The organism is Niallia sp. WK069_GA_01 (genome assembly GCF_983173855.1).
Genome location: NZ_OZ470138.1, coordinates 301,601 through 328,507, shown reverse-complemented (window position 1 = coordinate 328,507; position 26,907 = coordinate 301,601). Strand labels below are relative to the sequence as shown.

Annotated in this window: 18 protein-coding genes, 3 pseudogenes and 1 other annotated feature (1 of these 22 running past the window's edge); of the genes and pseudogenes, 8 read left to right on the top strand and 13 right to left on the bottom strand. The window is 35.7% G+C overall.

Annotated elements, in window-relative coordinates; all coding sequences use genetic code 11:
* Window positions 1–628 precede the first annotated feature (628 nt).
* From AC5LWL_RS01590 to AC5LWL_RS01580, 3 genes are all read left to right on the top strand, one after another.
* The gene (locus AC5LWL_RS01590; protein ID WP_493432709.1) at window positions 629–1,471 is read left to right on the top strand and encodes a hypothetical protein; all 843 of its coding nucleotides are present in this window, start codon (window positions 629–631) and stop codon (window positions 1,469–1,471) included.
* Window positions 1,472–2,248: 777 nt separating this feature from the next.
* Window positions 2,249–3,097, top strand: a complete 849-nt coding sequence (locus AC5LWL_RS01585; RefSeq protein ID WP_493432708.1) for an ABC transporter ATP-binding protein — start codon at window positions 2,249–2,251, stop codon at window positions 3,095–3,097.
* 713 nt (window positions 3,098–3,810) lie between these two features.
* The gene (locus AC5LWL_RS01580) at window positions 3,811–5,274 is read left to right on the top strand and encodes a sugar porter family MFS transporter (RefSeq protein WP_493436511.1); all 1,464 of its coding nucleotides are present in this window, start codon (window positions 3,811–3,813) and stop codon (window positions 5,272–5,274) included.
* A 47-nt stretch (window positions 5,275–5,321) separates the two neighbouring features.
* Here the strand turns inward: AC5LWL_RS01580 and AC5LWL_RS01575 are convergent, their stop codons facing one another.
* Entirely contained in the window at window positions 5,322–6,533 is a 1,212-nt protein-coding gene (locus AC5LWL_RS01575; RefSeq protein ID WP_493432707.1) for an ATP-binding protein, read from the bottom strand.
* 1,020 nt (window positions 6,534–7,553) lie between these two features.
* The gene (locus AC5LWL_RS01570; protein ID WP_493432706.1) at window positions 7,554–7,958 is read right to left on the bottom strand and encodes a VOC family protein; all 405 of its coding nucleotides are present in this window, start codon (window positions 7,956–7,958) and stop codon (window positions 7,554–7,556) included.
* A gap of 316 nt (window positions 7,959–8,274) precedes the next feature.
* Here AC5LWL_RS01570 and AC5LWL_RS01565 point away from each other — a divergent pair, with 316 nt between their 5' ends.
* Window positions 8,275–9,312, top strand: a complete 1,038-nt coding sequence (locus AC5LWL_RS01565) for a PTS sugar transporter subunit IIC (protein WP_493432705.1) — start codon at window positions 8,275–8,277, stop codon at window positions 9,310–9,312.
* 163 nt (window positions 9,313–9,475) lie between these two features.
* On the opposite strand, the gene AC5LWL_RS01560 is transcribed toward AC5LWL_RS01565, so the two are convergent.
* Window positions 9,476–9,913 (bottom strand): RrF2 family transcriptional regulator, encoded by a 438-nt coding sequence (locus AC5LWL_RS01560; RefSeq protein ID WP_493432704.1) that lies wholly within the window; start codon window positions 9,911–9,913, stop codon window positions 9,476–9,478.
* 179 nt (window positions 9,914–10,092) lie between these two features.
* Between AC5LWL_RS01560 and hmpA the strand changes: the two genes are divergently transcribed.
* On the top strand, window positions 10,093–11,313 hold the full coding sequence (hmpA, locus tag AC5LWL_RS01555) for an NO-inducible flavohemoprotein (RefSeq protein ID WP_493432703.1): 1,221 nt from the start codon (window positions 10,093–10,095) through the stop codon (window positions 11,311–11,313).
* A 555-nt stretch (window positions 11,314–11,868) separates the two neighbouring features.
* Here hmpA and AC5LWL_RS01550 read toward each other — a convergent pair.
* The 6 genes and pseudogenes from AC5LWL_RS01550 to AC5LWL_RS01525 form a co-directional block, all read right to left on the bottom strand.
* Window positions 11,869–13,209 (bottom strand): transposase family protein, encoded by a 1,341-nt coding sequence (locus tag AC5LWL_RS01550; protein ID WP_493432702.1) that lies wholly within the window; start codon window positions 13,207–13,209, stop codon window positions 11,869–11,871.
* Between the two features lie 297 nt (window positions 13,210–13,506).
* Window positions 13,507–13,599 (bottom strand): annotated as a pseudogene (locus AC5LWL_RS01545) (IS200/IS605 family transposase); the annotation flags it as partial.
* Window positions 13,600–13,920: 321 nt separating this feature from the next.
* Window positions 13,921–14,208, bottom strand: coding sequence for a YxcD family protein (locus tag AC5LWL_RS01540; protein ID WP_493432701.1), 288 nt, complete (start codon window positions 14,206–14,208; stop codon window positions 13,921–13,923).
* Window positions 14,196–14,630, bottom strand: coding sequence for a hypothetical protein (locus AC5LWL_RS01535; protein ID WP_493432700.1), 435 nt, complete (start codon window positions 14,628–14,630; stop codon window positions 14,196–14,198). The genes AC5LWL_RS01540 and AC5LWL_RS01535 overlap by 13 nt, the downstream gene beginning before the upstream one ends.
* Before the next feature lie 131 nt (window positions 14,631–14,761).
* A complete protein-coding gene (locus AC5LWL_RS01530; RefSeq protein WP_493432699.1) occupies window positions 14,762–14,908 on the bottom strand; it encodes a hypothetical protein in 147 nt (48 codons plus the stop codon).
* A gap of 320 nt (window positions 14,909–15,228) precedes the next feature.
* A pseudogene (locus tag AC5LWL_RS01525) lies at window positions 15,229–16,130 on the bottom strand (EamA family transporter).
* A gap of 829 nt (window positions 16,131–16,959) precedes the next feature.
* On the opposite strand from AC5LWL_RS01525, the gene AC5LWL_RS01520 reads away from it, so the two are divergent.
* From AC5LWL_RS01520 to AC5LWL_RS01510, 3 genes are all read left to right on the top strand, one after another.
* Window positions 16,960–18,387, top strand: coding sequence for an NAD(P)-binding domain-containing protein (locus tag AC5LWL_RS01520; RefSeq protein WP_493432698.1), 1,428 nt, complete (start codon window positions 16,960–16,962; stop codon window positions 18,385–18,387).
* A gap of 432 nt (window positions 18,388–18,819) precedes the next feature.
* On the top strand, window positions 18,820–20,826 hold the full coding sequence (locus tag AC5LWL_RS01515) for a catalase (protein ID WP_493432697.1): 2,007 nt from the start codon (window positions 18,820–18,822) through the stop codon (window positions 20,824–20,826).
* 169 nt (window positions 20,827–20,995) lie between these two features.
* Window positions 20,996–21,661, top strand: a complete 666-nt coding sequence (locus tag AC5LWL_RS01510) for an SIMPL domain-containing protein (RefSeq protein ID WP_493432696.1) — start codon at window positions 20,996–20,998, stop codon at window positions 21,659–21,661.
* A 1,124-nt stretch (window positions 21,662–22,785) separates the two neighbouring features.
* On the opposite strand, the gene AC5LWL_RS01505 is transcribed toward AC5LWL_RS01510, so the two are convergent.
* The 4 genes and pseudogenes from AC5LWL_RS01505 to AC5LWL_RS01490 form a co-directional block, all read right to left on the bottom strand.
* Window positions 22,786–23,616 (bottom strand): energy-coupling factor transporter transmembrane component T family protein, encoded by an 831-nt coding sequence (locus tag AC5LWL_RS01505; RefSeq protein ID WP_493432695.1) that lies wholly within the window; start codon window positions 23,614–23,616, stop codon window positions 22,786–22,788.
* Window positions 23,613–25,318, bottom strand: a pseudogene (locus AC5LWL_RS01500) (ABC transporter ATP-binding protein). Before AC5LWL_RS01500 ends, AC5LWL_RS01505 begins: the two are co-directional and overlap by 4 nt.
* Window positions 25,319–25,333: 15 nt before the next feature.
* Window positions 25,334–25,894, bottom strand: coding sequence for an ECF-type riboflavin transporter substrate-binding protein (locus AC5LWL_RS01495; protein WP_493432694.1), 561 nt, complete (start codon window positions 25,892–25,894; stop codon window positions 25,334–25,336).
* 15 nt (window positions 25,895–25,909) lie between these two features.
* Complete coding sequence (locus AC5LWL_RS01490; protein ID WP_493432693.1) at window positions 25,910–26,767, bottom strand: SAM hydrolase/SAM-dependent halogenase family protein; 858 nt, start codon at window positions 26,765–26,767, stop codon at window positions 25,910–25,912.
* Window positions 26,768–26,846: 79 nt separating this feature from the next.
* Window positions 26,847–26,907: a binding site (T-box leader), on the bottom strand; it runs 205 nt beyond the window's last position.

The following is a 26,907-nucleotide window of genomic DNA, read 5'->3' as shown; positions in this document are numbered from 1 at the left end:
TAAAACAAAAATTTCATATTTGTCTAGTACAATTTTCAACTAGTCTGAAAATTGTTAAGAAAACCTAACCACTTACTCCAACATCAATGATGCTGTAAAATTAGCTATTTTAAAGAGATCATTGTAATAAACAAACTTCATATTTGTTCAAAGCCTAGTTTTTTAACAAATATGAATTTTATGTGAACTCTATAATAACGCGTTTGAATAGCCATTAACAAGATGAACAAAAATTCAGTTATAAGAACTAACATATTAAGTACATATATTTCTATTTATTTCAAATTAAGCATTTTTATAGCGAATGAAATGGATTTTACGTTAACTTTTCTTCCATATTGTTAGCAAAAATTGATTGTAGATTTTTATTTATATAAAAAGTATTTTTTTAATTATTACCGAGTTTCTTCCTATTATATATGCTTTTTTAGTTAGAGGTTTTCAGCATTACACATGTAGGTTTTTATAGTTTTTTATGAGACGATCTATTTTCTTCCTTTCAAAGACCTTATATATATATGTAAAGAATACTAACAAACTATTAAGAAGTTGCAATATTATTATTTAGATTTATTTGGATAAAATAGGGTAAAAAATAATAATACGATCATTAAAGGGGTGTAAAGCATTGAAGTATACGATACTAGCAGCATTAATAGGTGGAACCATTGTCTTAACAAGCTGTCAAAATAACCATACTAATTTGCAGAATAATAAAGATAGTCAATATAATACAAACCAAAACAAAGAGGAGCATGTTGGAGCCACTAAGGAAGATGAAACAACAAGCAATGCAAGTCAACCTGCTAAAAATAGTAGCTCTTCATCATCAAAGGATACGACTGCGTCTATTAAAAACCAACTAAAAATGGAAGGAGCACTCCTCCCTACCATTTTTCCTATTTCAAAAAATGGTTATTTAGCAGCGAAAATAGCAGAAAATACACTAGACTCCTATAGCGTTAATTTTTATCAAACAGATAAAAAAACAGCTGTAAATGATTCTTCGCTTGATACAAATAAAGAAATTCCTTTATTCGCTTCCTTTTCAGCGAAAAAATATACTAATGATAGCGCCGATAAACAAAAAGATCTTTTCTCAACCACTACAAATGTCGATCAAATACCAGATGAAATGGCCGTTGATCTCGGACATGGCATAAAAGGTATAACGGAAGGAGCAGCCGGCCATAAATATTTAGCTTGGCAAGAAGGAAGATGGATTTTGCAAATTGAATCACTCTCAGTAGATAATTTAGATCAAGTTGGCATCGCAAAAAAAATGGTAGCATATTTAGAAAAACATAGCTTGCCTGTTCCTCATGACAAAGGAAGAGTAAAAGTTAACTATAAACAAGGTGGCGACAAAGTGGAGGTTTCTATCTATTGGCAGAATGGAGAAACTGTTTATCAATTAGAAACAGAAGAAGTTCCAAACAACGCCTTAATGATGGCTGTTTCTGTAGAATAGAACATCAGAAATGAAGAGAATATAAGAGCGCTTTTCCTTTTCAATCGGATAGGTTATTTAACAAGAGGAAATAGGTGGTGAGCCTCGCTCATGCGTGGTTCACCACCTATTTCCTTCTTCGTGTATTCAGGCTGTCCCATTAAAGCCATACATATTTCTAGTGCATTCTGTGGATTTATATCATCTTAGTTTTTACCTTATCAGAATCTATTCTTTTTGCATTTATTAAAGTTACTTGCTACACTTCACTACTAATATTTTGATATTTCAATATAATAAATCGCCTACTTCTTATCAAAACATTAATACTACTACCACTTCACAAAATTCAACGTTGTTCTACGAAAATGTGCCGCTTGTGTCTATTTCTATAAGGTGGATGTTTTTACCCTTTCAGCGACAGCAACTAATTGATTAAACGGCTTGATTGAAGTGGAGGGTGCGTAAAGAATTAGCGGGTTAGATGAGACCTAAGCAGGCGCAGCTTCTCGCACGCCCCACGGAAAGCAAGTCACTATTTATAAGAAATAATAGTAGAAAGCCACCTTAAAAGACTAATTAATCACCCTTTTCTAATTGCTCTAAACCAAGTTACGGCAATACATGAAGAGGAATTTATACTTGCAAAGTTTAAGATGATTAGGTTAATATTTACTCTTCTTTTTATAGTTTTTCCTCTTTGTGATATTGACAGATAAATCAAAGAATACTATCATGAAAGTATCTATAAATGATTATCATTCTCAACAAAATACCTTAATAAGAAGGAGGGATATAATGGTTCGACTATATACGGAAGATATTAGCATTGGTTATGGAGAGCAGTTGATTGTAAAAGATCTCTGCGTAGAGATACCAGATAAAAAAATCACCACTATTATTGGTTCAAATGGTTGTGGTAAGTCCACCTTATTAAAGGCAATTACTCGAATTATATCCCATCAATCTGGCTCCGTTGTTTTAGATGGAGAAAACATCTCAAAAGTTAACACCAAAATTTTGGCAAAGAAGATGGCTATTCTTCCTCAAACTCCAGAAACAGTATCAGGATTAACAGTTGGAGAACTCGTTTCATATGGAAGATTCCCACATCAAAAAGGATTTGGGAAATTAACACCTAAAGATGTGGAAGCAATTGACTGGGCATTAGAAGTAACAAATACAAAAGAATTTAAATATCGTCCTGTTGACGCTTTATCTGGCGGTCAAAGACAACGAGTTTGGATTGCGATGGCACTTGCACAAGAGACAGATATTATTTTTCTTGATGAGCCTACCACTTATTTAGACATGGCTCACCAATTAGAAGTGTTGGAGTTATTGCAAAAGCTGAATATTGAGCAGGAAAGAACGATTATCATGGTATTACATGATCTTAATCAAGCAGCTCGATTTGCTGATTATATCGTAGCACTGAAAGATGGGAAAGTTGTAAAAGCCGGCCATTGCGAAGAGATTATTACCCATGAGGTACTTGAGGAAGTATTTCAAATTGATGCTGAGATTGGCAGAGATCCACGAACAAAAAAACCAATGTGTCTTACTTACCATCTAATTAAGAAAGAAAACCCCAAATACGAAAAAGCTCTTAATCACAGTTACTCTAACCTTAGCGTTAGTTATTAGTACTTAAAGGACCAAACCATAAAAAACTAAAAACACAATAAAACATATAAAAATTCCATCCGTTAAAAATTCTAACACTGGAATTTCAACCCAAACTTTCAAACACTTTTTCTTTCTGACTATTGTTTAAAGGCAGCATTATTTGATGAATTTCATTTAATGCTGCCTTTTTTGGCTAGATTCATACAAAAAAATTATTTCAATATAAAGTTTTTGAATCTGCAATTGGAACATTACTTGTTTTTTTGATTAAGTTCATAAAAAGAACTGGTTTTAATTCAATTAAAAAGGGAATTAAAAGAACAAATGGCAAAAGTTAAGGTGAATATCTCAGAAAGCTTTTAAAACGAGAAGGCTTTTTAAAAGCGAAGAGTAAGTATCATAAAGTAAGTCTTAAACTTTTAGGATAAATGAAGACGTTTATCTAATGGAGCTGGCAGGATTCGAGTCAATTGATGTTGCCATTTGCTTTCACAAATTATTTACCATTGTTCTATATTCACTCCATGTTGCCAATTATTCAAAATATATATAATTTCTTCTTCCTTCTTTTTAGGTACGATCTTTTAAAAGAAGTAGGATTTTGAAATGTTCAATTGAATTGGGTTAGTAAAAATTCCTTGAGTGGAGCCAATTGAAAAAATACGCTACTGATTGTGATCATGGAATGTAAAAAAAGAGCCACTTTTATTTGAGGAGGAGTAATGAATAAAATGAATCAACCGTTAGAAAGCAGCATTGATCCAGGGGACTCCCCTAATCAAAAGCGGAACCTAAAAAAAATTGCCATAATTTCCACCTTTGGAGGACTTCTCTTTGGATTTGATACTGGAGTAATTAATGGAGCTTTGCCTTTTATGGCTAGACCATCTGAACTTAATCTTAATGCCTTTACTGAAGGACTTGTCACAAGTTCACTCTTATTCGGAGCAGCTTTTGGGGCCATGTTTAGCGGGCGACTTTCTGATACAATAGGTCGAAGAAAAATCATTCTTTATCTTGCAATAATTTTTCTTGTCGCTACTCTAGGATGCAGCTTTGCACCGAATGTACCCATTATGGTCGGTTTCCGTTTCTTGCTCGGTTTAGCAGTTGGAGGGGCTTCTGTAGCTGTACCTACCTTTTTGGCAGAAATGTCACCTACAGAACTTCGAGGACAGATGGTTACACAGAATGAGTTAATGATTGTAACAGGACAGCTGCTTGCTTATATTACCAATGCAACCATTGCCCACACAATGGACGGCGCAAGTCATGTTTGGAGATATATGTTAGTCATTGCAACGATTCCAGCAATTGCTTTATGGCTCGGAATGCTGATCGTACCTGAAAGTCCAAGATGGTATGCTACACAGGGTAGATTTAAAGATGCCTTTCGGGTTTTAAAATATATTCGTAAAGAAAAAAGGGCAAAGGAAGAACTAAAACAAATTAAAAAAGCTATTACAGTAAAATCACAATTAGAGAAAGCCAGCTTTAAGGATCTTAAAGAACCGTGGGTTCGAAGGATTGTTTTTATTGGCATTGGCATTGCTATTGTACAACAAGCAACAGGGGTTAACTCCATTATGTACTATGGAACACATATCCTTCAAACTTCTGGGTTTACTACAGAGGGCGCACTTATTGCCAATATTGCCAACGGAGCTATTTCTGTAATCGCTACAATTGTCGGTATTATATTACTAGGTAAAGTAGGAAGAAGACCTATGTTAATTACCGGTCTCATCGGAACCACAACCTCTCTCCTACTGATTGGCATCCTTTCCATTACATTACATGGTACATCTGTTCTTCCTTATATCATGCTATTACTAACAGTAACATTCTTGTCGTTTCAACAAGGTGCTGTTTCTCCAGTAACATGGTTAATGCTTTCTGAAATATTCCCCTTAAAAATAAGAGGAATTGGCATGGGAATCACCGTTTTTTGTTTATGGATTATGAATTTTCTTGTTGGGTTGATTTTCCCTATACTACTCGAAAAAATAGGGTTATCATTCACGTTCTTCTTATTTTTTGTTTTAGGCTTATTCTCAATAGGATTTATTAAAAAATATTTACCAGAAACTAAAGGACAAACGCTTGAACAATTAGAACAATATTTCCAAAATTATAATACGAAAAGAAGCAATGTTAACAAATCAAAAATAGGGGATGCCCCTATAAAAGAATAAAGAAAAAAACTCCCAGCTCCAATGGGAGTTTTTTGTCCATTAAGAAGTTAGGATACTTCTAATGGAAAAGTAATGATAACTGTTGTCCCCTCTCCTTTTTTGCTTATAAAGTGAATATTCCCATTGTATTTTTCTACAATATTAAAACAGATCATCATGCCTAGACCTGTTCCTTTACTTTTTAATGAATAAAAGGGTGTTCCCAATGAGCGAATCTCTTCTTCCCCCATTCCTATCCCTTGATCAATCACTCTAATTTCAACTGTTTTTTTATGTTTTTCTATCTCTATTTCAACAGACTGTCCATCGTTGGATGCCTCTATTGCATTTTTTATCAAGTTAATCATCAACTGCTTAAATTCTATTAAATTGATGATGATAAAACAGTTTTCTGTTGTGTTGACATTAATATTATTATCTCTTAGCAGACCATATGAGGTAATTAAATCAGTGACACTCTTAAGTGCAGCAGTCACATCTGCTTGTTCTGTTTTTTTATCCTTATCTGGTTTTGCCACCATAAGAAATTGAGATATAACTTGTTCTGCTACCTCTAATTCCTCACACATTAAGGTGAAATTCCTTTTCGTCTGCTCGTTCAACGCTTCATCTTTTTCATATAATTGTAAAAACCCTTTTACTACCGTTAAAGGATTCCTTATTTCATGGGCAACTGCTGCTGCAAGCTGGCCGGTGGTTTTTAATCGCTCTGATTGCTGTAATTGCTCGTAATATAGTTGCTGTTTTTTTACTCTTGCAAAAGTTAGCTGAAAGATAAAATATAAAATAGCCTGGCTTCCAACAAAATTTATTATATTACCAACAATGTTTATTTCCATATACGTATATATTGAGTTATTTTCCAAAACAAGGATATAACTGTACATAATTATGTACAAAAGAACATTAAGAACTAACGAAAAATAGAATAATTCTGCATCAAAAAACAGGATAGAAAGAGCCGGTATGAAACAAATAAAAATAAAACTGGACCATGTCTCTGGATATAGATAAAACAAACCATAAAAATAAGAAGATCCAATTATCATAATCAGTTTTCTTACCATGGAAGTTTCACTTCTAGGATAAATAAGTAGTAATATCGAAAGAATCACCACTAATACAATATGTAAAAAGTGTCCTATACTTAAATGTTCCACTTTGGAAAAGCTAGCCATAATTCCTGCTACCATAAGAATAATAATTATTATCATGAAACGGTAATAGAATTTCTGATCTATATCGTCATATTGCTTCATTATTAAAACACCTTTTTTTATAATATGTATTTTCCATCCATTGTAATAATCGGAAAACAGTTAGTATCTTTTTTCTTTTATTATATTTTTTTCCAATTATCATTAGTATACCATTCTTTGATTGTTTATTTCTCTTTTACCGAGGAAATATAACCATTTATCGGTACAATAATAAACAAAATGATGGAAAGAACATGAACTTTCGATCCTAGTGCCTGTAAAAATAAATTCCTTGCAAAAAACTTTTGGGAATCAGATGGAAGGTTTTACTTCATTATAATATTTACTTTAACTTCATTTGAAGGAGAGAGTTTACATCCTTAAACAGGATTAGAGTACGTAAATCTTTGATGATAACGCTATTAAAAGTATCTTATGCTGTACGTTTATTACCTTTCTGCACTTTAATAGTTATAAACTCAAACTTCGCAGTTATAATTCCTCTTCATGTATTAGCATAACTTGGTTTAGAGCAATGAGAAAAGGATGATTGATTCGTCTTTTTAGGTGTTTTTTGCAAATATTATTCCTTATTAAATAGGGGCAAGATTCTCGTTTCAGGATGCTCGCTTTCCGTGGGGCGTGCGATGAGCCTCCTCGGCACTTTGCCTGCGGGGTCTCATCTAACCCGCTAATCCCACAGGAGTCTCGCACCTTACACTCCAATCAAGCCGTTTGATCAATTAGTTGCTGTCGTTGAACAATAACATAAAAAATCAAGGCTACTAGTATTTAGTAGTCTTACCTTGTAATGAAATTCGAAGACAAGAACTTATTCTAAAACAGGTTGCTTGTAACGAAGGGTGCGAAGACTCCTGCGGGAAATGTGGGAAGGCTGAGACCCCGCAAGGCAATGCCGAGGAGGCTCAGCTTCCACCCCGCGGAAAGCGAAGCAACCCGTAGTGGAAAGCAACCCCCACAATAAAAAACAAGCCTCTCATTTTATTGTTCTAAACCGAGTAATATCAAGGACTTGCAAACGAATTTGATGATGCGAAGTTTGAGTTTTAAAGTATAAATTTATTCCCATACTATCTGCCATGTAATATTAAACTTATCCGTTACCCACGCCACTTGTCGGAAGTGAAGTATAGGTTCTGGCCCCATCATTACGGTTCCATGTTTAGATAATTCTAAAAAAAGAGAATTAAATTCTGTTTGATCTTTACAATCAATTAATAGAGACGAAGCCCAAGTGAACTCTGGACAATACTTCTTTTCCATATCCATTACCATAAATTGCTGCCCCATCAACTCAAATAATCCATTAAGAACCTTCCCTTCTTCCCCTCTGTTTTCCTTTGAAATATGCGAAAGCGATAATAATTTAGAGTTTGGAAAAACAGAAATGTAATAATTCATTGCTTCCTCCGCGTTTCCACAAAAGGTTAAAAACGGTGTGATTCGTTGTTTAAAGTTTGTCATGATAATGCCTCCTTCTTTTATACAAATCTATTGTCATTCTATTAGAAAACAAAAACTGCAACAGCTCTTCTTTATGAAGATTACAAAAAAGAGTAGATTTATTGCTATCATACTATATATCGTTAGCTAAAACTGCTCATTTTAATAGAATAGCTACTAATTAATTCTTCCTATGTATTATTCTTATATAATACTTTCCCATCTTCCTATTTACTTTTTCACGTTTTCGCGTTGAAGTGCTAAAAAAAGTTATTGACGCTTATCTGAATATTTTCTATAATTAATTCCAAAATCAAAGCGATTGGGGATTACTACCGTGAAGGAATTTTTTAATAAATTATTAACTGGGATGAGTATCGGAATTGTAGTTTCATTAATACCAAATGCATTATTAGGTGAACTATTAAAACTATTGATTCCCTCCTTTCCAGCATTGCAGCATATATTAGATCTGACGACTATTATAATGAGTTTATTACCGGTTATGATTGGCGTAATGGTTGGCATTACCTTTAAATTAACCTCTATTCAAACAGCTAGTGTTGGCATTGCCGCAATGGTCGGAAGTGGTGCTATTCAGAAAACAACAGAAGGTTTATTTGCATTAAATGGAATTGGCATTGTTGTCAATACAGGACTAACAGCAGCATTGGCAGTGGTATTTGTGCAATTTATTGGAGATCGTTTAAAGGAATATTCGATTCTTCTCCTGCCAACTTTAAGCATCCTGATTCCTGGTATGATCGGCTACTTAATCCTACCATTTGTAAAGTCTTCTACCGGTTTAATCGGTGTTGGCATTGCTAACATTACTTCCTTACAGCCAATAGTAATGGGGATGTTGATTTCAATCGTTTTTTGCATCATTATCCTTTCTCCTATTTCGACTGTCGGTGTCGCTACAGTCATCTCACTATCTGGAATAGGTTCAGGAGCCGCTAACTTAGGCATCGTAGCAGCAGGCATTGGATTAGCTATTGCCAGCTACAAAGCTAATGCACTTGGGACTGCGTTAGCTCATGTACTTGGTTCTCCAAAAATTCAAATGCGAAACTTCTTTATGAAGCCAAAAATTATTATTCCTATGCTAATTACAGCAGGATTTTTAGGAGCATTAGCAGGACTTTTTAATATTCAAGGTACACCATACAGCGCTGGTTTTGGTTTATCCGGTTTAGTAGGACCATTAAACTATATGCATTTAGCTGAAGGTGGCTGGACAACAGAAAATATTCTGATTATGATAAGCACATTCTTTATTCTTCCTTTCCTCTTAAATGTTGTACTTATTTATGTATTTACGAAAAAATTCAAGATCATAAAATCAGATGATTATAAATTACATTTTGATTGATCAATATATAAAAGGCGGCCATGCCATAAATTTGTAATAACTTATGGCATGACCGCCTGTCTGTATTCTTTTATCATTCTTATCTCTTTTGTTTCTTATGGAACAATTCTACTTTAAAAATCCAGAACAGTTAGTCACTTGTTTATTAGGAAGAAAGCCAGCCTTATGATTTTGCAGAAAAATATTGCTTAAGCAATATTTGATTTTGCACGATATCTTCAAGTGTATATTGATCAAGAACCTTTAAAAATTGCTCTAATGCTTCACTGAATAAATGCTTTAACGAGCAGACTGGTGTAATAATACATTTATCTTGGTGTTCAAAACATTCCACAAGATAAAAATCTTCTTCTGTCCTGCGAACCACTTCCCCTATATTAATGGCAGAAGGATCCATCGCTAAACGCATTCCCCCATTTCTCCCTCGTATTGTTTCAATATATTCCATTTTTCCTAAATTATAAATAACCTTCATAAGATGGTTTTTAGAAATATTATATGTTTCCGCGATTTCTTTTATATTTACTAGCCTCTTCTCATTATCAGTTGCCAAGTAAATTAATACTCGCAACGAATAATCTGTATAACTAGTTAATCTCAACTTTTCTACCTCCATTCCATCCAAATAAGTTATTATGTTTTTCATAGTGTAAATGTGAACATTTTGTTAAATCATTCATAGAAAAACCTAAAAGATGTATTTAAAATATTGCTTTTTCGCATTATCCATACTAGTATGATGATATATTAAAAATACTACTTTAAAAAGAGGGGTTAATTATGCTATCTAAGAAAACAATCGAAATCATTAAATCTACCGTTCCCGTATTAGAAGTACACGGTACTAAAATCACTACTGTTTTTTACAAAAATATGTTTACTGCACATCCTGAATTATTAAATATCTTTAATCACAGCAATCAAAAACAAGGGAGACAACAAACAGCATTAGCAAATACTATCCTTGCTGCAGCAAAGTATATTGATAACCTAGAAACTATTATACCTCTCGTAAAACAAATAGCCCACAAACATCGCAGTTTAGCAGTAAAAGCTGAACATTATCCAATTGTTGGAGAATTTTTACTTAAAGCCATTAAAGAAGTCCTTGGAGAGGCTGCTACAGATGACATTATTAATGCTTGGGCAGAAACCTACGGTGCTATCGCAGAAGTCTTTATTAATATCGAAAAAGAAATGTATGCAGAAGCAGCTGTTCAAGAAGGGGGTTGGGCTGATTATAAAAACTTTAAAGTAACGAATAAAGTAAAAGAAAGCGAATGTATTACGTCCTTTTATTTCACAGCAGAGGATGAAACGGATCTTCCTATTTTCAAACCTGGTCAATATATCACCATTCGCCTAGCTATCCCAGGTGAAGAATATTTATTTAACCGTCAATACAGTTTGTCTGCTGCTCCTAATAAAAAATACTTCCGTATCTCTGTAAAAAGAGAAGCAGAAGATAACACACCAAATGGAATCGTGTCTAATTATCTCCATGATCATGTTAAACAAGGAGATGTATTGGAAGTTACCATACCCGCTGGAGAATTTACTTTAGACAGCAGTAAAACAGATAGACCAATCGTATTCCTATCAGGCGGTGTGGGAATCACCCCATTTATGAGCATGCTTACTAATATTGCTGATACACATCCTGAACAACTAGTGGAGTTTATCCATGCTTCAAAAAGTGGAAATGTACAGGCTTTTAAAGAAGAATTAAACATGCTATCAAAAAAAATGCCGAATCTTCGTTTAGCTTTTATTTACGACAATCCTTCCGATGAAGATAAACTGGATATCCATTTTAAAAAACAAGGATTGATTGATCATGACTGGCTGCATAATACTATTCAAGAAAAAAATGCCGATTATTATTTATGTGGACCTGTACCCTTCTTAAGAAACGTTATCTTACATTTAAAGAAAATGGATATTGATGACTCTGCGATTCATTACGAGTTTTTTGGTCCATCTGTTCAATTAGAAAATTAAACCCATACAAACTCTAATTACTTTTTAAGCTGTCCTGCTTTAAACTCGCACCTATGTCAAAGAGACATGAAAAAAAAGATTCAATCAACTAGAAGTGATCCCTATACTGTTCAGGGGTCATCTTTTTAAGTTCTACTGATATCGATAGTCTACCTCAACGCTTAGATTAAAAACAACCCCTCTTCTAGACATAGATTGGGCTAGACCATATTTTTTAATAACTTTTGATATCTTGGACTGGTGTAATGGCTTCCCTTGGCAGAGTGGATAAAGGAATCTTCATGTAAAGTTACCTTCTGGTTGTTGATTAATTTATGAATCACCTTCATTGCGATGACTACAGTGATACCCTTAGAAATACAGCTCCGAGGAGTAAACTTTGATAAAAAAATGTGAAAGATGTTAAAGTAACTTATTCACATGTAAAAATTTACCATTGTCATTTTCGTCCTTTTTACCAAAAAAGACAAGCCAATTTCGTCATTTCCATTGTGAAATTGTGGATAACTACTTTTCTCTTTCCCAACACCACATCCTTTTGTTATAATTATGACACTAGGTAAATCTAATTTGCATTGGTTTTCCCAGTTGTACTATATCCTCGTTTGTTAGTGTTTGCCCGCGAAAGGCTTCTAACAGTCGCGAGGATATTTCTTTTACCGTTTTTTTGACGCGCTTCAATGCTTTCGACCCTTGCTCATGAAGCACCATTATGATTTCTGTAATCTGGGCCAATAAATAATGATTTTTCATGGCATTGTAATTTTTACTGCTTGCGTGTTGAATGTGATAGCGTAGGTTTTTTTGTCTGTTAAATCCCTCGTTTTCTATTTTCCAACGGCTTCGTCCAGTGTTAACGAGCCTTTTGGCATTCTTTTTTGTGATTTTTATGTTGGTAAGGAAAAGAAACTTTTGTTTTCCCTTTTTCGTTTCCATTTCGTATTCCAGCACACTTTGTTGATGTTCCCTATAAACAATTCCGTTCACCCAAGTAATTCTTCCTTGTTGGCTATCTTCATTTATATTCAAGACATTGTCTTCCATATTTTTTAATACCTGAAACTCACTGGCAATACTTTTGATGCGATCTTCCTTGAATCGAAATAAATAGTTCCACTTATATTTCTTGCATTGGTTAAAGACCTTTTCACACGCATAAAGACTATCGGCAATGATACAGATGGGCAGCCGTTTGAATGTGTCTTTAAGTCTTGTAGCCAATCGATAAAAAGCATTTAGTTCACAATCTTGTTTCTCCACGTCTTCCGATTCATTTTCAATAAACGCTGAGTCAACACTCAGCACCATATCTCCAACAACCAATTTAGCTTCTAGGACGTGATGCATATAGATGGTCTTTGTTTTTTCTTCACCCGTTTCCTTATCCTTTTCCTTGTAATTTCGTCTCAAGCAGTGGTCACAATGCTTTACATTAAACGTGAAAATGCCTGTACCATCAATGATAACGCCCCAATATTTCCCCTCCATCCGATAAGAATCAAAGCACCTCTTTTTCAATAATTCTTTGATCATGTACGTTCGGATATGTTCAAGTTCTGCTGGTTTCAACCGAGAAAGAAAATTATTGATTGTATCATAGTGGGGTAATTCTTCCAAATGTTCAATCCCTAAAATTTTTCCTATATTTTCGATGCACTCGTCCTTGTTGAATTCATTCGTCCTTTCACGCATGCTTTTTAGATTACAGGTGTTTTTTAAAATAACCATCATCAAAAGGACTTCTGGGTCATAAATGGTATAACCCTGGTGTCTTGGATCCTTTACTTTTTTAAGCAACTTACTAAAATCTTTAAAAAAGTGTTTCTGCGTTTTTAGAAACTCGAATAAAAAGTTTATCCCTTTTTCTTTATCACGTTTGTCTTTTCTAGTTATCATAAAAAAACTCCTCCCAAATATCAATATAATAGGGTTTTGTATATCCTAATTATCCTATATTTGGCGAGTGTTAGGTTGGAATTATCTCGAAAAACTTTTACTCTTCAGAGCTGCTTAGAAATAGGATAAACTTGACAACAAATTATAATTAAAACCACCAGAACTGGTGGTTTGCTCTGCGGCTGAGAGCCTCTCTTACCAGCCTAGGTCTTAAAGGCCCGCTGATAAGATAAGGTCTCCCTCTTGCACCACATTCACTCACTAACTCTAAAGAATTTCTTTATTTCTTTTTATATTTCAAGGGTCATAATCTTCGAACAATGTTAACTGGTCACCCCTATAGTCTTCTTTTAGCTGATTCTTAATATATTCTTGTATTTGCTTTTTATTTAACTTCTGTCGTAAATTTAGCCATAGAAAAACTGCACCTCCAATTGATAGATTGTGTCTAACAATTGGGGTGCAGTTCATAGTTAGTGGTTTTCAACAAAAACAGGCTATTCAGTTTGGAACAGCCTGTCAGAGTACCAAAAAAGTATGCTTGTAAAATTTCAGGATCGCATGATGCAAGTTAATCGGTGTTGGCACTGGACTTGGCATACTTAGTTGCTTTTACTTTAGTCGTTGGTCCTTGTTATCGGGAATGAGCACCTCAAAAAAACAGGGAGTGACGAAGAGAGCAAACCTTTTTCCAGCAGCCTGGTTTTTATTTTAACTCGTTACAGCAATAATGCCCTCTTCTTCATCCAACACAAGCTTTATTCCGATATACGGATCAATATTAATATATTCATCCATCCACAATCGTAAAGCTTCTATTATATTCTGTGTAATTAGTACTTGCTTGCGCCCATGAACATATGCCTCTGCTGAAAATCCATAATCATCATCATACATTAATTCCACTTCTACTTCTTGTGTCTCTACTTTCTTTTTCCGGGAAATATATACACATACCGCATTAATAATATCTTGCTCAGGAATGATTAGTTTCTCCAAGAATTTGCTTCCTCTTTTCTTTTGTTTTTAATATAAGAGAAGATTTTGCGAATGATACCAATTACCAGCATAATTGCAATGATATTAATCATAAACCCTAACAGCGAACCTAATACTCCCATATTGGCAAATAAACTACCAAATAGTAAACCCGCCAGTCCTCCAACCATCAAACCTCGCATTAATCCGCCAGAAAAGAAGCCTTTCTTACTCTTGTTTGTTTGGGCAGAGTTCGTATTATTTGTTTTCTTCTTTTGGAAGAAAGAGTTTGTATTCGATTTTGAATTAGATGAATTAAAGCTCTTCTTGCCAGACTTATATGATTTTGCTTCAACGGTAGTTGTTTGATTATGAAATAACGCATTTCCTACAGGTGAGAATAAAAGTGTTACGGTTAATAATGCTGCAAATATTTTTTTCATGATAAAGTAAGCCTCCAGTATGTTTATTATTATATTACATTTCATTTATTGGTTCGCTCAGCCTATTAAATGATCTTTCTCCTCCTTTAGGCAAATCAAGCACCTTCTTGATTTCTTTTAGTTGTTTTGTTTTAAAACAACAAAAGACCTTTACCAATTAATTGGCAAAGGTCTGTAATAGACATATTTATCCCTTCACCTAATTTGGCAAAGGTCTCGCAAACAACATAATTGTTGCCAGTTAGGCCGGTGATTAAAAAATCACGTATTGACGACATAACTGTAAGCTACTCCCCTTTGGAGTATTTAAATAACTTTATAAACTTATTTTATTATAATTACACGAAAACGTCAACAATTACCTTACCTTGCTATGGTTGCGGAGATTTTTATGAAAACCATTTTGCTTACGTCTGTTTGCAATATAAAAAGTTAGGTTATAAAAGAATCCAGCATACTGCCTTTTTTAAAAGATAAGAAAGCATAAAATTTTTAAAATGTGAAGTCTGTCTAGCATCAGATCTGTTCAAGGCGCCCCGCGCTTTTCTTAGTATGATTCTACTTTTTATTTTTCAAAAAATACGTTTTATTGCGGTTCTTATGCCAGCTGTTTCACTATATGGCCAGCTTGTTTTTTTGCTGCCAATAGGTTCGGTATAAGTATTCCAATTAAAATGAAGATAATTCCTAACCACTGTAATAGGGTTACCGATTCATGTACAAAGATAATAGAAGCAATTGCTACTGTTGGAAGCTCAATACTGCTTAAAATGGTACTAAGGCCTGCACCAATTTTTGGGGATCCGACAGAAAAGAAAATAATTGGCAGAATAACACCGAATACACCAAGGAATAAAGCATAAATCCAAAGTCCACTTTGCATCGCCCCATTGACAATAAAGGCTGGGGGAAATAGAAAGCATGTTATAAGCATAGCACCTGTTGTCATAATAAAACTTTTCGTATATACCGGAACCTCTATTGCGACACGACTATTCAAAAATACGAAGAAAGCAAATGAACATGCTGCTACTAGCCCAAGTACCATCCCAAGCAGCGAATAATGATGAGCATTTCCATCTACAACGCCTGCTGCAAACAATGTGCCTACAAATAATACCCCAATAGACAGAAGTTTTTCTTTACTAGGAAACTTCTTATTTATAATGGATTCGATCATAACCCCCATCCAAGTAAATTGAAACATAAATACAATCGCTATTGATGCTGACAATTCTCTGACTGCAAATCCATATGATATAGTCGTTATACTCATTGGTATTGCTATGATTAAAAGGGAAATCCATTTTTTTTCGACGCCCTATAAGGAGAAAAAACAAGAACCAGTAAGAATAAGCCTAACCAGCCAAATATATATTGTCCTCCTATTAATTCCTCAATGGAAAATCCATTGTTAATACCAATTTTTATAACGGTTGAAAGCAATCCATAACAAATACCTCCAGCTAAAACGATAAGAGAATATTTAAATTTTTGCATGCTAACGCCTCCATTTAATTCAAAATCGAAGTATCCTTTCCTTAAATTTTTACGCAAAAAAACCCATCATCCTAAAAAGGACAATGGGTGAACGAAACAGAGCAACTACTCTACAAAATTTCACCACTCACAAAGAAAAGCGGAAGCACCTTGAAAGGCCCGAAGAAAAATGTTCTCTTGCCTCCAAAAGTGTTCTTTACTTTTAGAGGCAAGAGGTTATCTTTCACAGGGCCTAGGTGCTGGAGCTAGACAATAGAAAAGCGGAAGCACCTTGAAAGGCCCGAAGAAAAATGTTCTCTTGCCTCCAAAAGTGTTCTTTACTTTTAGAGGCAAGAGGTTATCTTTCACAGGGCCTAGGTGCTGGAGCTAGACAATAGAAAAGCGGAAGCACCTTGAAAAGACCCGAAGAAAAATGTTCTCTTGACTCCAAAAGTGTTCTTTACTTTTAGTAGAAGAATTATTTTCTTTTACCTGGTGTTCATCTACATTTCAAAAGTGAGTTTGCGATTTATTGATACTTCCTTTTCATTTTATCAGTATTTTCTTTGCAAAGCCAATGAAAATCGGAAGAATCTCCTTGATACAACCATTTCATTTCCATCTTATTTTTTGTCATTAAATTTTTACATCTGGTCCTTATAACTAATTATTGAGTGAAAATTTAGATATATTACACATACAATAATATTCTAAACATGATAATATATGTGCAAGGATAGTTATGTTATAAAAGCTTACATTAGTCTATTAACTTACTTTTTTTCTTTATAGAATACTTTTACTATTAAAGATTTTTTAATAATAATATTAATAGGAAGGAAGGAATAACATGAGCTTAGAGGCATTAAATGAAAAAGTAAAAACCGATCTAGCTTATCTTAACTTTGGAGGTCCAGATTGGGTGCGCCCTCTTCATCATCCAGATGGCCATGTGTATGATGTCGTTATTATTGGCGGCGGGCAAAGCGGCCTAGGCATCGCCTTTGGTCTTTTACGAGAGCGAGTATCCAATATTCTTGTGTTAGATGAAAATATAGAAGGCTTAGAAGGACCATGGGAAACTTATGCACGTATGGTAACATTGCGCACACCTAAACATTTAACCTCCATTGATCTTGGTGTTCCTTCTTTAACATTCCGTTCATGGTGGGAAGCACAAGTTGGACCAGAAGGATGGGAAGAGGTAGACAAAATTCCTCGAGGAGATTGGATGAATTATTTGCGCTGGTATCGTAAGGTGCTTCAGCTCCCAGTCATAAATGAAGTAAAACTACATGAAATTGAACTGACAGAAGAGGGAATCCATCGTTTACATATTAAAGGAAACGGTGCTCCAGCTGATACCATACTTGCGCGCAAGGTAATTTTAGCAACTGGTATTCAAGGTGGTGGGGAATGGCATGTTCCACCAATGATATCTGAAAAATTGCCTGCTAGTCTTTATGCGCATACCTCTGAAACGATCGATTTTAATAAGCTGAAAGGGAAAAAAGTTGCTGTTTTAGGCGGTGGAGCTTCAGCGTATGATAATGCTAACTTTGCCCTATCGGAAGGTGTAGCAGAAGCACATGTATTTGTTCGCCGTAAAGAAATGCCAAGGATTAACCCTATTCGTCAAATGGAGGTTTCTGGATTAATCGAACGTTTTCCAGCTCTCTCTGATGCGGATAAGTATGCTGTGATTTCCCATTTCTTTCAACATAATCAGCCTCCAACAAACGATACATTTAATCGGGCAACCTCTTGGCCAGGATTTAATCTGCATTTAGGTGCGCCATGGCTAGATGTAGAAGCTACTATAGATGGAGCAGTTGTAACCACTCCACAAGGAAAATTCACCTTTGATTTCCTTATTATTAGCACAGGTTTACTGACCGATCCTGGATTACGTCCAGAGCTAAAGCTTGTAGAAAATCATATTTCCCGCTGGTCAGATCGTTATCAAGCTCCAGAGGAAATTGCAAGCCCAATTCTTGACGCTCATCCGTATTTAAGTACCGGATTTGCTTTTGTTAGTCGAGAGGAAGAAGGAAAAAAACTGCTGCATGGCTTATTTGCCTTTAACTATTCCGCTTTAATCAGCTGCGGTCTAGCTGCGTCTGCCTTATCGGGCATGCGCTACGGCATCCCACGAATCGTTTCTGCTGTTGCAGATGAGCTATTCTTAGATGACCGAGACAAAAATCTTAAAGACTTCTTGGAATATGATGTTCCCGAGTTTATTGGAGAATGGCCAAAAAAAGAAGTCACATCTTGATTATAGTAAGAAAAGCGCAGACGCCTTGCTCAGCCCCGAAGAAAAATATTCTCTTGCCTCTAAAAGTGTTCTTTATTTTAAGAGGCAAGAGGCAATACTCACTGGGGTTAGACGCTGGCCGGCTAAATACGCCACGTCCTTATGTCTTCGCCGGCACTTGTACATCCTGTACGGCGAAGCTAGACACTAATCTAAGTTGAAAAATTTTATACTTTTGAAAAAAGACAAGTCTATCCGCCTTGTCTTTTTTTCTGTTAAAAATATAGATAACCATTATAGCCACTGTAGCACCTCTATTTTCTTCCTTCCTTCTATTCAACTTAACTTTCTTCAAAAACTTAATAAAAAATAGTTTTTTTTCCAATAAAAAGGGTAACAAAAGGAAAGAATAGTTATTAATTAATACATACTTCAAAATAGGGAGGTTCTTGAATGACAAACAAAAAGACAGAACAATTGAAAAAGTATACAATCGATAATGAAGAAAAAGCTGGCTTAACGACTAATCAAGGACTGAAAATGGCAGAAGATGAATTTTCTTTAAAAGCAGGTCTTAGAGGTCCAACCTTAATGGAGGACTTTCATTTTCGTGAAAAAATGACCCATTTTGATCATGAGCGCATTCCAGAGCGGATTGTTCATGCCCGCGGTGTAGGAGCACATGGGGAATTCCAGCTATATGAATCATTAGAAAAATATACAAAAGCTGACTTTCTGAACGATACATCAAAAATAACGCCTGTGTTTGTTCGGTTCTCTACCGTACAAGGATCAAGAGGATCAAGTGATACAGTCCGCGATGTGCGCGGCTTTGCAACGAAGTTTTATACAGACGAAGGGAACTATGATTTAGTAGGAAATAATATCCCTGTTTTCTTCATTCAAGATGCGATTAAGTTCCCTGATTTTGTCCATGCTGTCAAACCAGAACCACATAATGAAATACCACAAGGTGCCAGTGCACACGATACTTTCTGGGACTTTGTCGGGCAAAATCCTGAATCAGCCCATATGGTTATGTGGGCGATGAGTGACCGTGCCATACCAAGAAGCTTACGGATGATGGAAGGATTTGGCGTGCATACGTTCCGATTAATCAATGCGGAAGGCAAAGCTCATTTTGTAAAATTCCATTGGAAGCCAGTTCTTGGCATGCACTCTCAAGTTTGGGATGAAGCACAAAAAACAGCAGGTAAAAATCCTGATTTCCATCGTCAAGATTTATATGAGGCCATTGAAAAAGGGGATTACCCTGAGTGGGAATTCGGTATACAGGTAATTCCGGAAGAAGAGGAATTCCGATTTGATTTTGATATATTAGATCCTACAAAGCTGTGGCCGGAAGAAGAGGTTCCTGTGAAGATTGTCGGCAAGATGACATTAAACCGGAATGTTGATAACTTTTTTGCAGAGACAGAACAAGTTGCATTCCATCCTGGTCATGTTGTTCCTGGCATCGACTTTTCCAACGATCCTCTGCTGCAGGGAAGATTATTTTCTTACACAGATACACAGCTTTCTCGCTTAGGTGGTCCTAATTTCCATCAAATTCCGATTAATAAGCCAGTATGTCCTTTTCACAATAATCAACGGGATGGCATGCACCAAACAACCATTCATCATGGACAAACAAGCTACCATAATAATAACTTAAATAATAATCAGCCAGAGCCCGTTCCAGCAGAAAAAGGCGGATACGAACACTACCAAGAAAAAATCGATGGCCGCAAAGTACGAGGTCGAAGTGAAAGCTTCTTAGATTTCTATTCACAGGCAAAATTATTTTACAACAGCCTTGCTTCCTATGAGCAGAAACATCTGAAAGATGCGCTTAGCTTTGAACTTGGCAAATGTAAATCAGCTGATGTAAAAAACAATGCTATTAGCGTATTAAACCATATTGACCGCCAAATTGCAGAAGAAGTTGCTGATAATATTGGCGCGTTATTGCCGAAAGAAAACCATGAAGTGAAGACGGATAAAAAATCCCCTGCGCTCAGCATGGCAAAAACGGTTAGAAAACCAGATACAAAAAATGTTGCGATTCTTATAAATGGAAAAGCAGATGCAGACCAATTAACAAAGTGGATAAAAACTCTCGCACAGCATAAAGTTAATTATAGTATTGTTGATAAAAAGGTCCACTCTTTAAATAATAAGCTTAAAGTAACGAACACATTTGATACAGCAGATTCCAGTTTGTTTGATGCAGCCGTATTAGTCAGCAGTGAAGCTTCCATTGCAACACCAGCATTAGAGTTTATTGAAATGACGTATAAACACTTTAAACCGCTGGCTGTTTCTATTGCTGATCCTAAGTCCTTGAATCAAAGCCGCGTTAAATTAAATGAACCTGGTGTTTATAACTTCTCCGATAAAACAATTTCAGATTTTGTTGATGGCATCGCCGAAGGACGTTTCTGGGATAGAGCACAGTAATTTTAAAAAACCTGATTTCAATGAAGATTTCAGGTTTTTTCGTTATTTTCCTAACTTTTTCTTCTCTACTGCATACTGTTCTGTCCTTTTCTTTATAAAATAGACATAAATGCTTGAGATTCATCATGAAATAAGTAGTAGTGATTTTTTATGGAAGCGAGGAAAAAATATGTATTACCCTCCTGTTAGAGAGATGAATAATCGCCTAAAGCGAAAAATGACCTTGTTCGGCGCCAGCATTCTATCCTTAGAACCAACTGTTGCAAAGCTTCAATTAGGGACAGTCACCGAAGCATTAGAGCTTGAGCAAGCGCAACAAGAAAATGCAAAAATAATTCAACAAGTAATCCAGGCCATCATGGGGATTGGCATTTCCCAGGAAAACATTCAAACAGCTGATTTTACTATTTTTCCGCAATATGATTACGTGGATAACAAACAGCAATTTAAAGGGTATCAGGTAACCCATATGCTTTCCATTACCGTTGAAAAACTGGAGCAAACGGGTGAAGTAATTGATACCGCTGTGCAAAATGGAGCAAACAGAGTTTCTTCTATCCAATTCACTGTTCTAAATAAAGATTTTTATTATAAACAAGCACTAAAAGCCGCACTTGAAGATGCTGTCACTAAAGCCAAGCTGATGGTAAAATCATTTCCAGTCACGCTCGACCCAATTCCAGTCAACATCATTGAACAAACAACAGAACCAACTCCCCTTCCCTATACCACCCTAGCAAAATCAGAGTTTGTTGGCGGAGTATCTACTACAATTGAACCAGGACAAATATCAATTGAAGCAAAAGTAGAAGTAGAGTTTCTTTATTATTCATAAAAAGCGCAGGGGCGGGGCGCCTTGATCCGCTCTGAAGAAAAACCTTTTAGAAAAAAAGAGGCTGTGACATAACTAAATAGATAATAGGTGAAGACGAACATTCTCTAATTTGGCACGTAAATGATTACTTCCCTATACTAGTTATTTATGTTTTTTAATCTAGTTAACTCAAACTTTGCACCTTCAAATTCGTTTGCAAGTCTTGATATTACTCGGTTTAAGAACAACAAAATGGGAAGCTTGTTTTTTAGTGTGGAGGTTGCTTTCCGCGGGGTTATGCTTGAGCCTCCTCACATTTCCCGCAGGAGTCTTCGCACCCTCCGTTACAAGCCACCTGTTTTAGAATAAGTTTTTGTCTTCGAATTTCATAACAAGATATGATTGCTAAACCATAGTAGCGTTGTTTTTTTAATGTTACTATTAAACGTTGTTCTACCAAAATATGCCGTTTTTAGTCTATTCTATAAGGTGGATGTTTTCACCAGTTCAACGACAGCAACTAGTGGACCAAGCGGCTTGATTGGTATGGAAGGTGGAAGACTCCTATGGGATTTGCGGGTTAGATGAGACCTAAGCAGGCGCACTCGCCGAGGACACTCATCGCACGCCCTACGGAAAGCAAGCCCCTATTTATAAGGAATAATGTTTGCAAAAAACACCACAAAAGATTAATCAATCACCCTTTTCTAATTGCTCTAAACCAAGTTAAGTCAATACATGAAGAAGAATTTATAACTGCGAAATTTGAGTTAAATATAAAAACTATGTTGTTCCATTGCGCTACAGACACTCGCTTTTAAAGGCTATTTTCTAAAACCTAATTCTTTTACCAAGAAAAAAAGGAAATAGATTGGAAAATGGAGCAGACTGAATACACGTAGACTCCTGTGGGATTAGCGAGACAGCTGAGACCCTGCTGGCCAAGGGCCGAAGCGGCTAAAGCCGAGCCCCACGGAAAGCGAAGTGTATTCAGGGTGCGGGTGATTACCACAAACCTTATTTTTTACATCAATAAAAAAATCAAACCATGATACGAAATATTCTTACATCTTCGTATCATGGTTCGATTTTATCTTCGGCTGGAATACTTATATCCCAGCTTCCTTTCAAATGTCTGTTCTCCCTCATGATGATAAAAAAGGATTATAAAATCTCCCATTATTTATGTAAAAACAAATAATAAGTAAGCTGATAAAAATAAGGATAAAGAAAAACACCAATATATCCCTGTAAGTAAACGGCTTTTCACTGTACCAGCTTCTTTTTTTATTTTTACCAAACCGACGAAGCAGCATAGCATTTGTAATCACGTCAATGCGCTCTAAACTTAAAAAGATAAGAGGAAATAAAATAAGTGCTGTACCTTTTATTTTTTTCCAAAGATTATTTTTCCCAGATATTTCGAAGCCTCTAGCCTGCTGTGCATAAGAAATAGTGCGGTATTCCTCTTGGATATCAGGAATGTAGCGAAGCGCTAATGCCACAGCATAAGCAATTTTATATGGTACTCCAATCCGGTAAAGGCTTGCTGCAAATTCACTTGGATTCGTTGTAAAGAGAAATAATAAGGCTATTGGAATAGAAGCGCAGTATTTTAAAACTAAATTAAATTCATAAAATAATTGCTCTTTTGTTAAGCTGTATCTCCCTATTCCTTCCCAAATGACGGTTCTTGACTGATACAATTCCACCCCATATTCCGGTGCAAATAAATAAACAGCTATTAAATTTAACAAAGAAAACAAAGCAATAAAGAGAACAACAAAGGAAATATTCTCCCATTTGATTTTGGATAGAGGAAACAAAAGGATAGAACATATGCCAATCGTCAACAATAGCCGAGTATCATATGTAATCATCGTCACTAATGATAAAAAAATAAACGCAAGCAGCTTTGTTGCACCATTCACTTTATGTATAAACGTGTCATGATGGATATATCCAATCGTCTTCATTTCTCTACCCTTTCCTTTTCCTGTATATATGCCAAAATAAATTTTTTGCTGTCTAGTAAAAGCTTATTTGCCATTGTAACGAGTGATGTTTCCTTTAAAGCAGCCTGCTTCATTAGATCTCCATCTGTAAGCAGCGCTACAGGATCTAAATCTGCAAGAAGTTTAGCATCTGTAAAGACAAGAGATCGGGTCGTATACTCTAGCATAAGATGCATATCATGGGTAATCATTACAATCGTAATGCCTTGTTCATTTAGTTTCTTTAAAAAATCCATCATTTCTTTATAATGATGATAATCCTGTCCAGCTGTTGGTTCATCTAATATAATCATTTCCGGCTGTAATACGAGAATAGCTGCAATCGTTACCCTCTTTTTCTGCCCAAAGCTTAAGGCGGAGATCGGCCAATTGCGATAAGGATATAGTCCGCATATTTTCAATGCTTCCTCCACCCTTCTCGTGATCTCTTCCTCCGGTAATTTTCTGAGCCGCAAACCAAGTGATATTTCATCTTGAATCATTGTTTTTGAAATCATTTGATTCGGATTTTGCATCACAAATCCAATTTTTTCTGCTCTTTTCTTAATAGACAGCCTGGATAATGATTTTCCTTTATACAATAACTCTCCACTATTCTCTTTTATAAAGCCACAAATCAATTTAACAAATGTCGATTTACCAGCACCATTTTTTCCAACAATGCTGACCATTTCTCCTTCGTTTATTGAACAGTTTACTTGATAAAGAGCAGCTGTATTACTGCCTGGATAATGATAGGTAATATTTTTAGCCGTTAGCAACGGTAATTTGTCTTTTAATGGTAGTTCTTCTTTTTCTTCTTGTATAAGCTGCTGCCATGCTGCTTGTATTTCATGTGGCAGCTCTAACCTTTGGATAGAGGATATAGAAGATAATCTATCTAGCTTCATGCCTGCTTTTCTTAATGCCTGTATATAAAGAGGCTCGCGAATACCGATTCTCTCTAATACATTAGATTTTAATAATTCATCTGGCGTTTCGTCTGCGATTAATTCTCCCTCTGAAAAAACAAGTAGTCGATCGAAATCAAGCGCCAACACATCCTCTAAGCGATGCTCAATCATCAACACAGTTTTTTTGTTTGCTTCTGAATTTCCTTTATTAGTTGAATCGCCTCTTCTCCTGCTTGCGGATCTAAGCTTGCAAGCGGCTCGTCAAATAACAAAATTGGGACTGGATCCACCATCACACCCGCCATCGCAACCCGCTGTTTTTGCCCTCCTGACAATAACTGTGGACGATGCTTTAGAAGGGAATCGACATCTACTTTTTCAGCCCAATTCAGAACTGTCTTCTTCATTTCCTTTTGGTCAACCTCTTCATTTTCTAAAGAAAAGGCAATATCTTCTCCTACAGATAAGCCGACAAACTGTCCATCCGTATCCTGCAAAACAGTTCCTACCGTAAGGGATCGACTGAATATAGAGGAAGCTGTACTTGATTGATCACCAATTAGCAGCTGACCAGTCACTTCTCCATTATGGGCATAAGGTATTAATCCATTTATGCATTTGCCAAAAGTTGATTTACCAGAACCGCTTGGCCCTACTATTAATACTTTTTCTCCTTCATATATCGTAACTTGAACATTTTTCAAGGAAGGCTCTGACTGACTGTCGTATTGAAAAGAAAACTGTTCAAATGTAATAATTGGTTTTTTCATTCTAACAAATCCCTTTTACACGTCTATTTTTAATGAACCTTTTTCCGTTCTTGTTTTTGCATATGCGCTAATAAGAAGATTACCTAATATAGCTACTGTTACGCTATTGCTTATTGCTGAAACAATTCCTTGTGTAAACACTTTCGAAGCCGGTTCACTATATATAAGTACATCTAATATTGGAGCGACAAGTCCCCAAACAATGAACTGTGCTATTAGTTGAAAAATAGTAAAATATAGCATCCCTTTTTTATTCCATGTGCTCGCTGTTAACGTAATTCTTTTGCCAATGATACCAATTAACAAGCCTAAAATAGCCGAACAAATAATCCAGCTCCACCATGGATTTCCATATGCAGTTAAATCCGTTAATGTATGGCCAATAAAAGCAATTAACGCTCCAGCTATTGGTCCAAACAGAATAGCGGCTAATGCTAAAAATGCATAAGATGTTTGAATCGTTACATTTGGAATAAAACCAACTGGAATGGATACAAACCTAGCTAGAATAAAAAATACCGCTGCCCCAATCCCAACTGCCACCACCGTTTTGACTGAAAAATGATCTTCTCTCATCTCACTTCTCTCCTTCTATTCAAAAATAATTTTTGCAGCTTTTCTAATTTCGATTTTCCAATCGATTCCTGTGCCAATATGGTATAACCGTGAAAAGGAATCTTGGTTAACTGCCACTCCGATATTTACTAACGAGTTAACATAAACTAATGGTTCCCCTATATTTACATCCGCAAAAGACTTGGAAAATTTCACAATATTTTGATATACCTTCTTTGTGCCGTGATAGATAGATACTTGTAAAAAATCTCCATGTTCAATGTGATTTTCTTTTACTAAACGAAGAGGAATATTCGTCCAAAGTGATCCAAACCTTATATCTAGGACATCAATATTACCAGAGATAATTCCATTGTTCGTTTCTGCATTTTCAATTTCCAGCTTTTCCACTGTTTCACATGAAACAATATCCCCCAGTTCAGCAAATCCTACTTCCCCACAGGCTAATCTAGCTCCGTTATAAGCATATATGTCACGTCCATGAAAAGTATGACTCTCTTCTGAATGAGGCAAACGGCTCACCACTTCATTGATTACCCTTACTTCCTCTATCCCTTGGAAATGAGAAATATGTGTTAATGTTCCATTGTCTGGTGTGATAATAAAATGGCCTGACTTCGTTTTACAGACAATGCTGCGTCGGTCACTGCCAACCCCTGGGTCAACAACAGAAACAAACACCGTTCCCTTTGGCCAATACGAAACTGTCTGCAGCAAACGATAAGATGCTGCCCAAATATCATATGGCGGAATATCGTGGGTTAAATCTTGAACAACAATCTCCTTGCTTACGGTATATGCAACTCCATGCATTGCGCTTACTGCACCATCTGAAAGTCCAAAATCTGTTTGCAATACTAAATAATTACTCATCTTTACACTCCTTCAAAATAAAAACTATGCTTTTTAATAAATAAAAAACGCCCTCTTACAAATCCTGCTATCAGACTTGTAAAAGGGCGTATTATAAACGCGTTACCACCTTTTTTTGTATAGATATCACTACCTATACC

Bases quoted from the DNA above. Each gene is read 5' to 3' on its own strand.
- AC5LWL_RS01520 (WP_493432698.1), top strand. From the start codon at position 16,960: ATGAGCTTAGAGGCATTAAATGAAAAAGTAAAAACCGATCTAGCTTAT.
- AC5LWL_RS01580 (WP_493436511.1), top strand. From the start codon at position 3,811: ATGAATCAACCGTTAGAAAGCAGCATTGATCCAGGGGACTCCCCTAAT.
- AC5LWL_RS01495 (WP_493432694.1), bottom strand. From the start codon at position 25,894: ATGAGAGAAGATCATTTTTCAGTCAAAACGGTGGTGGCAGTTGGGATT.
- AC5LWL_RS01585 (WP_493432708.1), top strand. From the start codon at position 2,249: ATGGTTCGACTATATACGGAAGATATTAGCATTGGTTATGGAGAGCAG.
- AC5LWL_RS01515 (WP_493432697.1), top strand. From the start codon at position 18,820: ATGACAAACAAAAAGACAGAACAATTGAAAAAGTATACAATCGATAAT.
- AC5LWL_RS01575 (WP_493432707.1), bottom strand. From the start codon at position 6,533: ATGAAGCAATATGACGATATAGATCAGAAATTCTATTACCGTTTCATG.
- AC5LWL_RS01530 (WP_493432699.1), bottom strand. From the start codon at position 14,908: ATGTCGTCAATACGTGATTTTTTAATCACCGGCCTAACTGGCAACAAT.
- AC5LWL_RS01550 (WP_493432702.1), bottom strand. From the start codon at position 13,209: ATGATAACTAGAAAAGACAAACGTGATAAAGAAAAAGGGATAAACTTT.
- AC5LWL_RS01490 (WP_493432693.1), bottom strand. From the start codon at position 26,767: ATGAGTAATTATTTAGTATTGCAAACAGATTTTGGACTTTCAGATGGT.
- AC5LWL_RS01510 (WP_493432696.1), top strand. From the start codon at position 20,996: ATGTATTACCCTCCTGTTAGAGAGATGAATAATCGCCTAAAGCGAAAA.
- AC5LWL_RS01535 (WP_493432700.1), bottom strand. From the start codon at position 14,630: ATGAAAAAAATATTTGCAGCATTATTAACCGTAACACTTTTATTCTCA.
- AC5LWL_RS01505 (WP_493432695.1), bottom strand. From the start codon at position 23,616: ATGAAGACGATTGGATATATCCATCATGACACGTTTATACATAAAGTG.
- hmpA (WP_493432703.1), top strand. From the start codon at position 10,093: ATGCTATCTAAGAAAACAATCGAAATCATTAAATCTACCGTTCCCGTA.
- AC5LWL_RS01570 (WP_493432706.1), bottom strand. From the start codon at position 7,958: ATGACAAACTTTAAACAACGAATCACACCGTTTTTAACCTTTTGTGGA.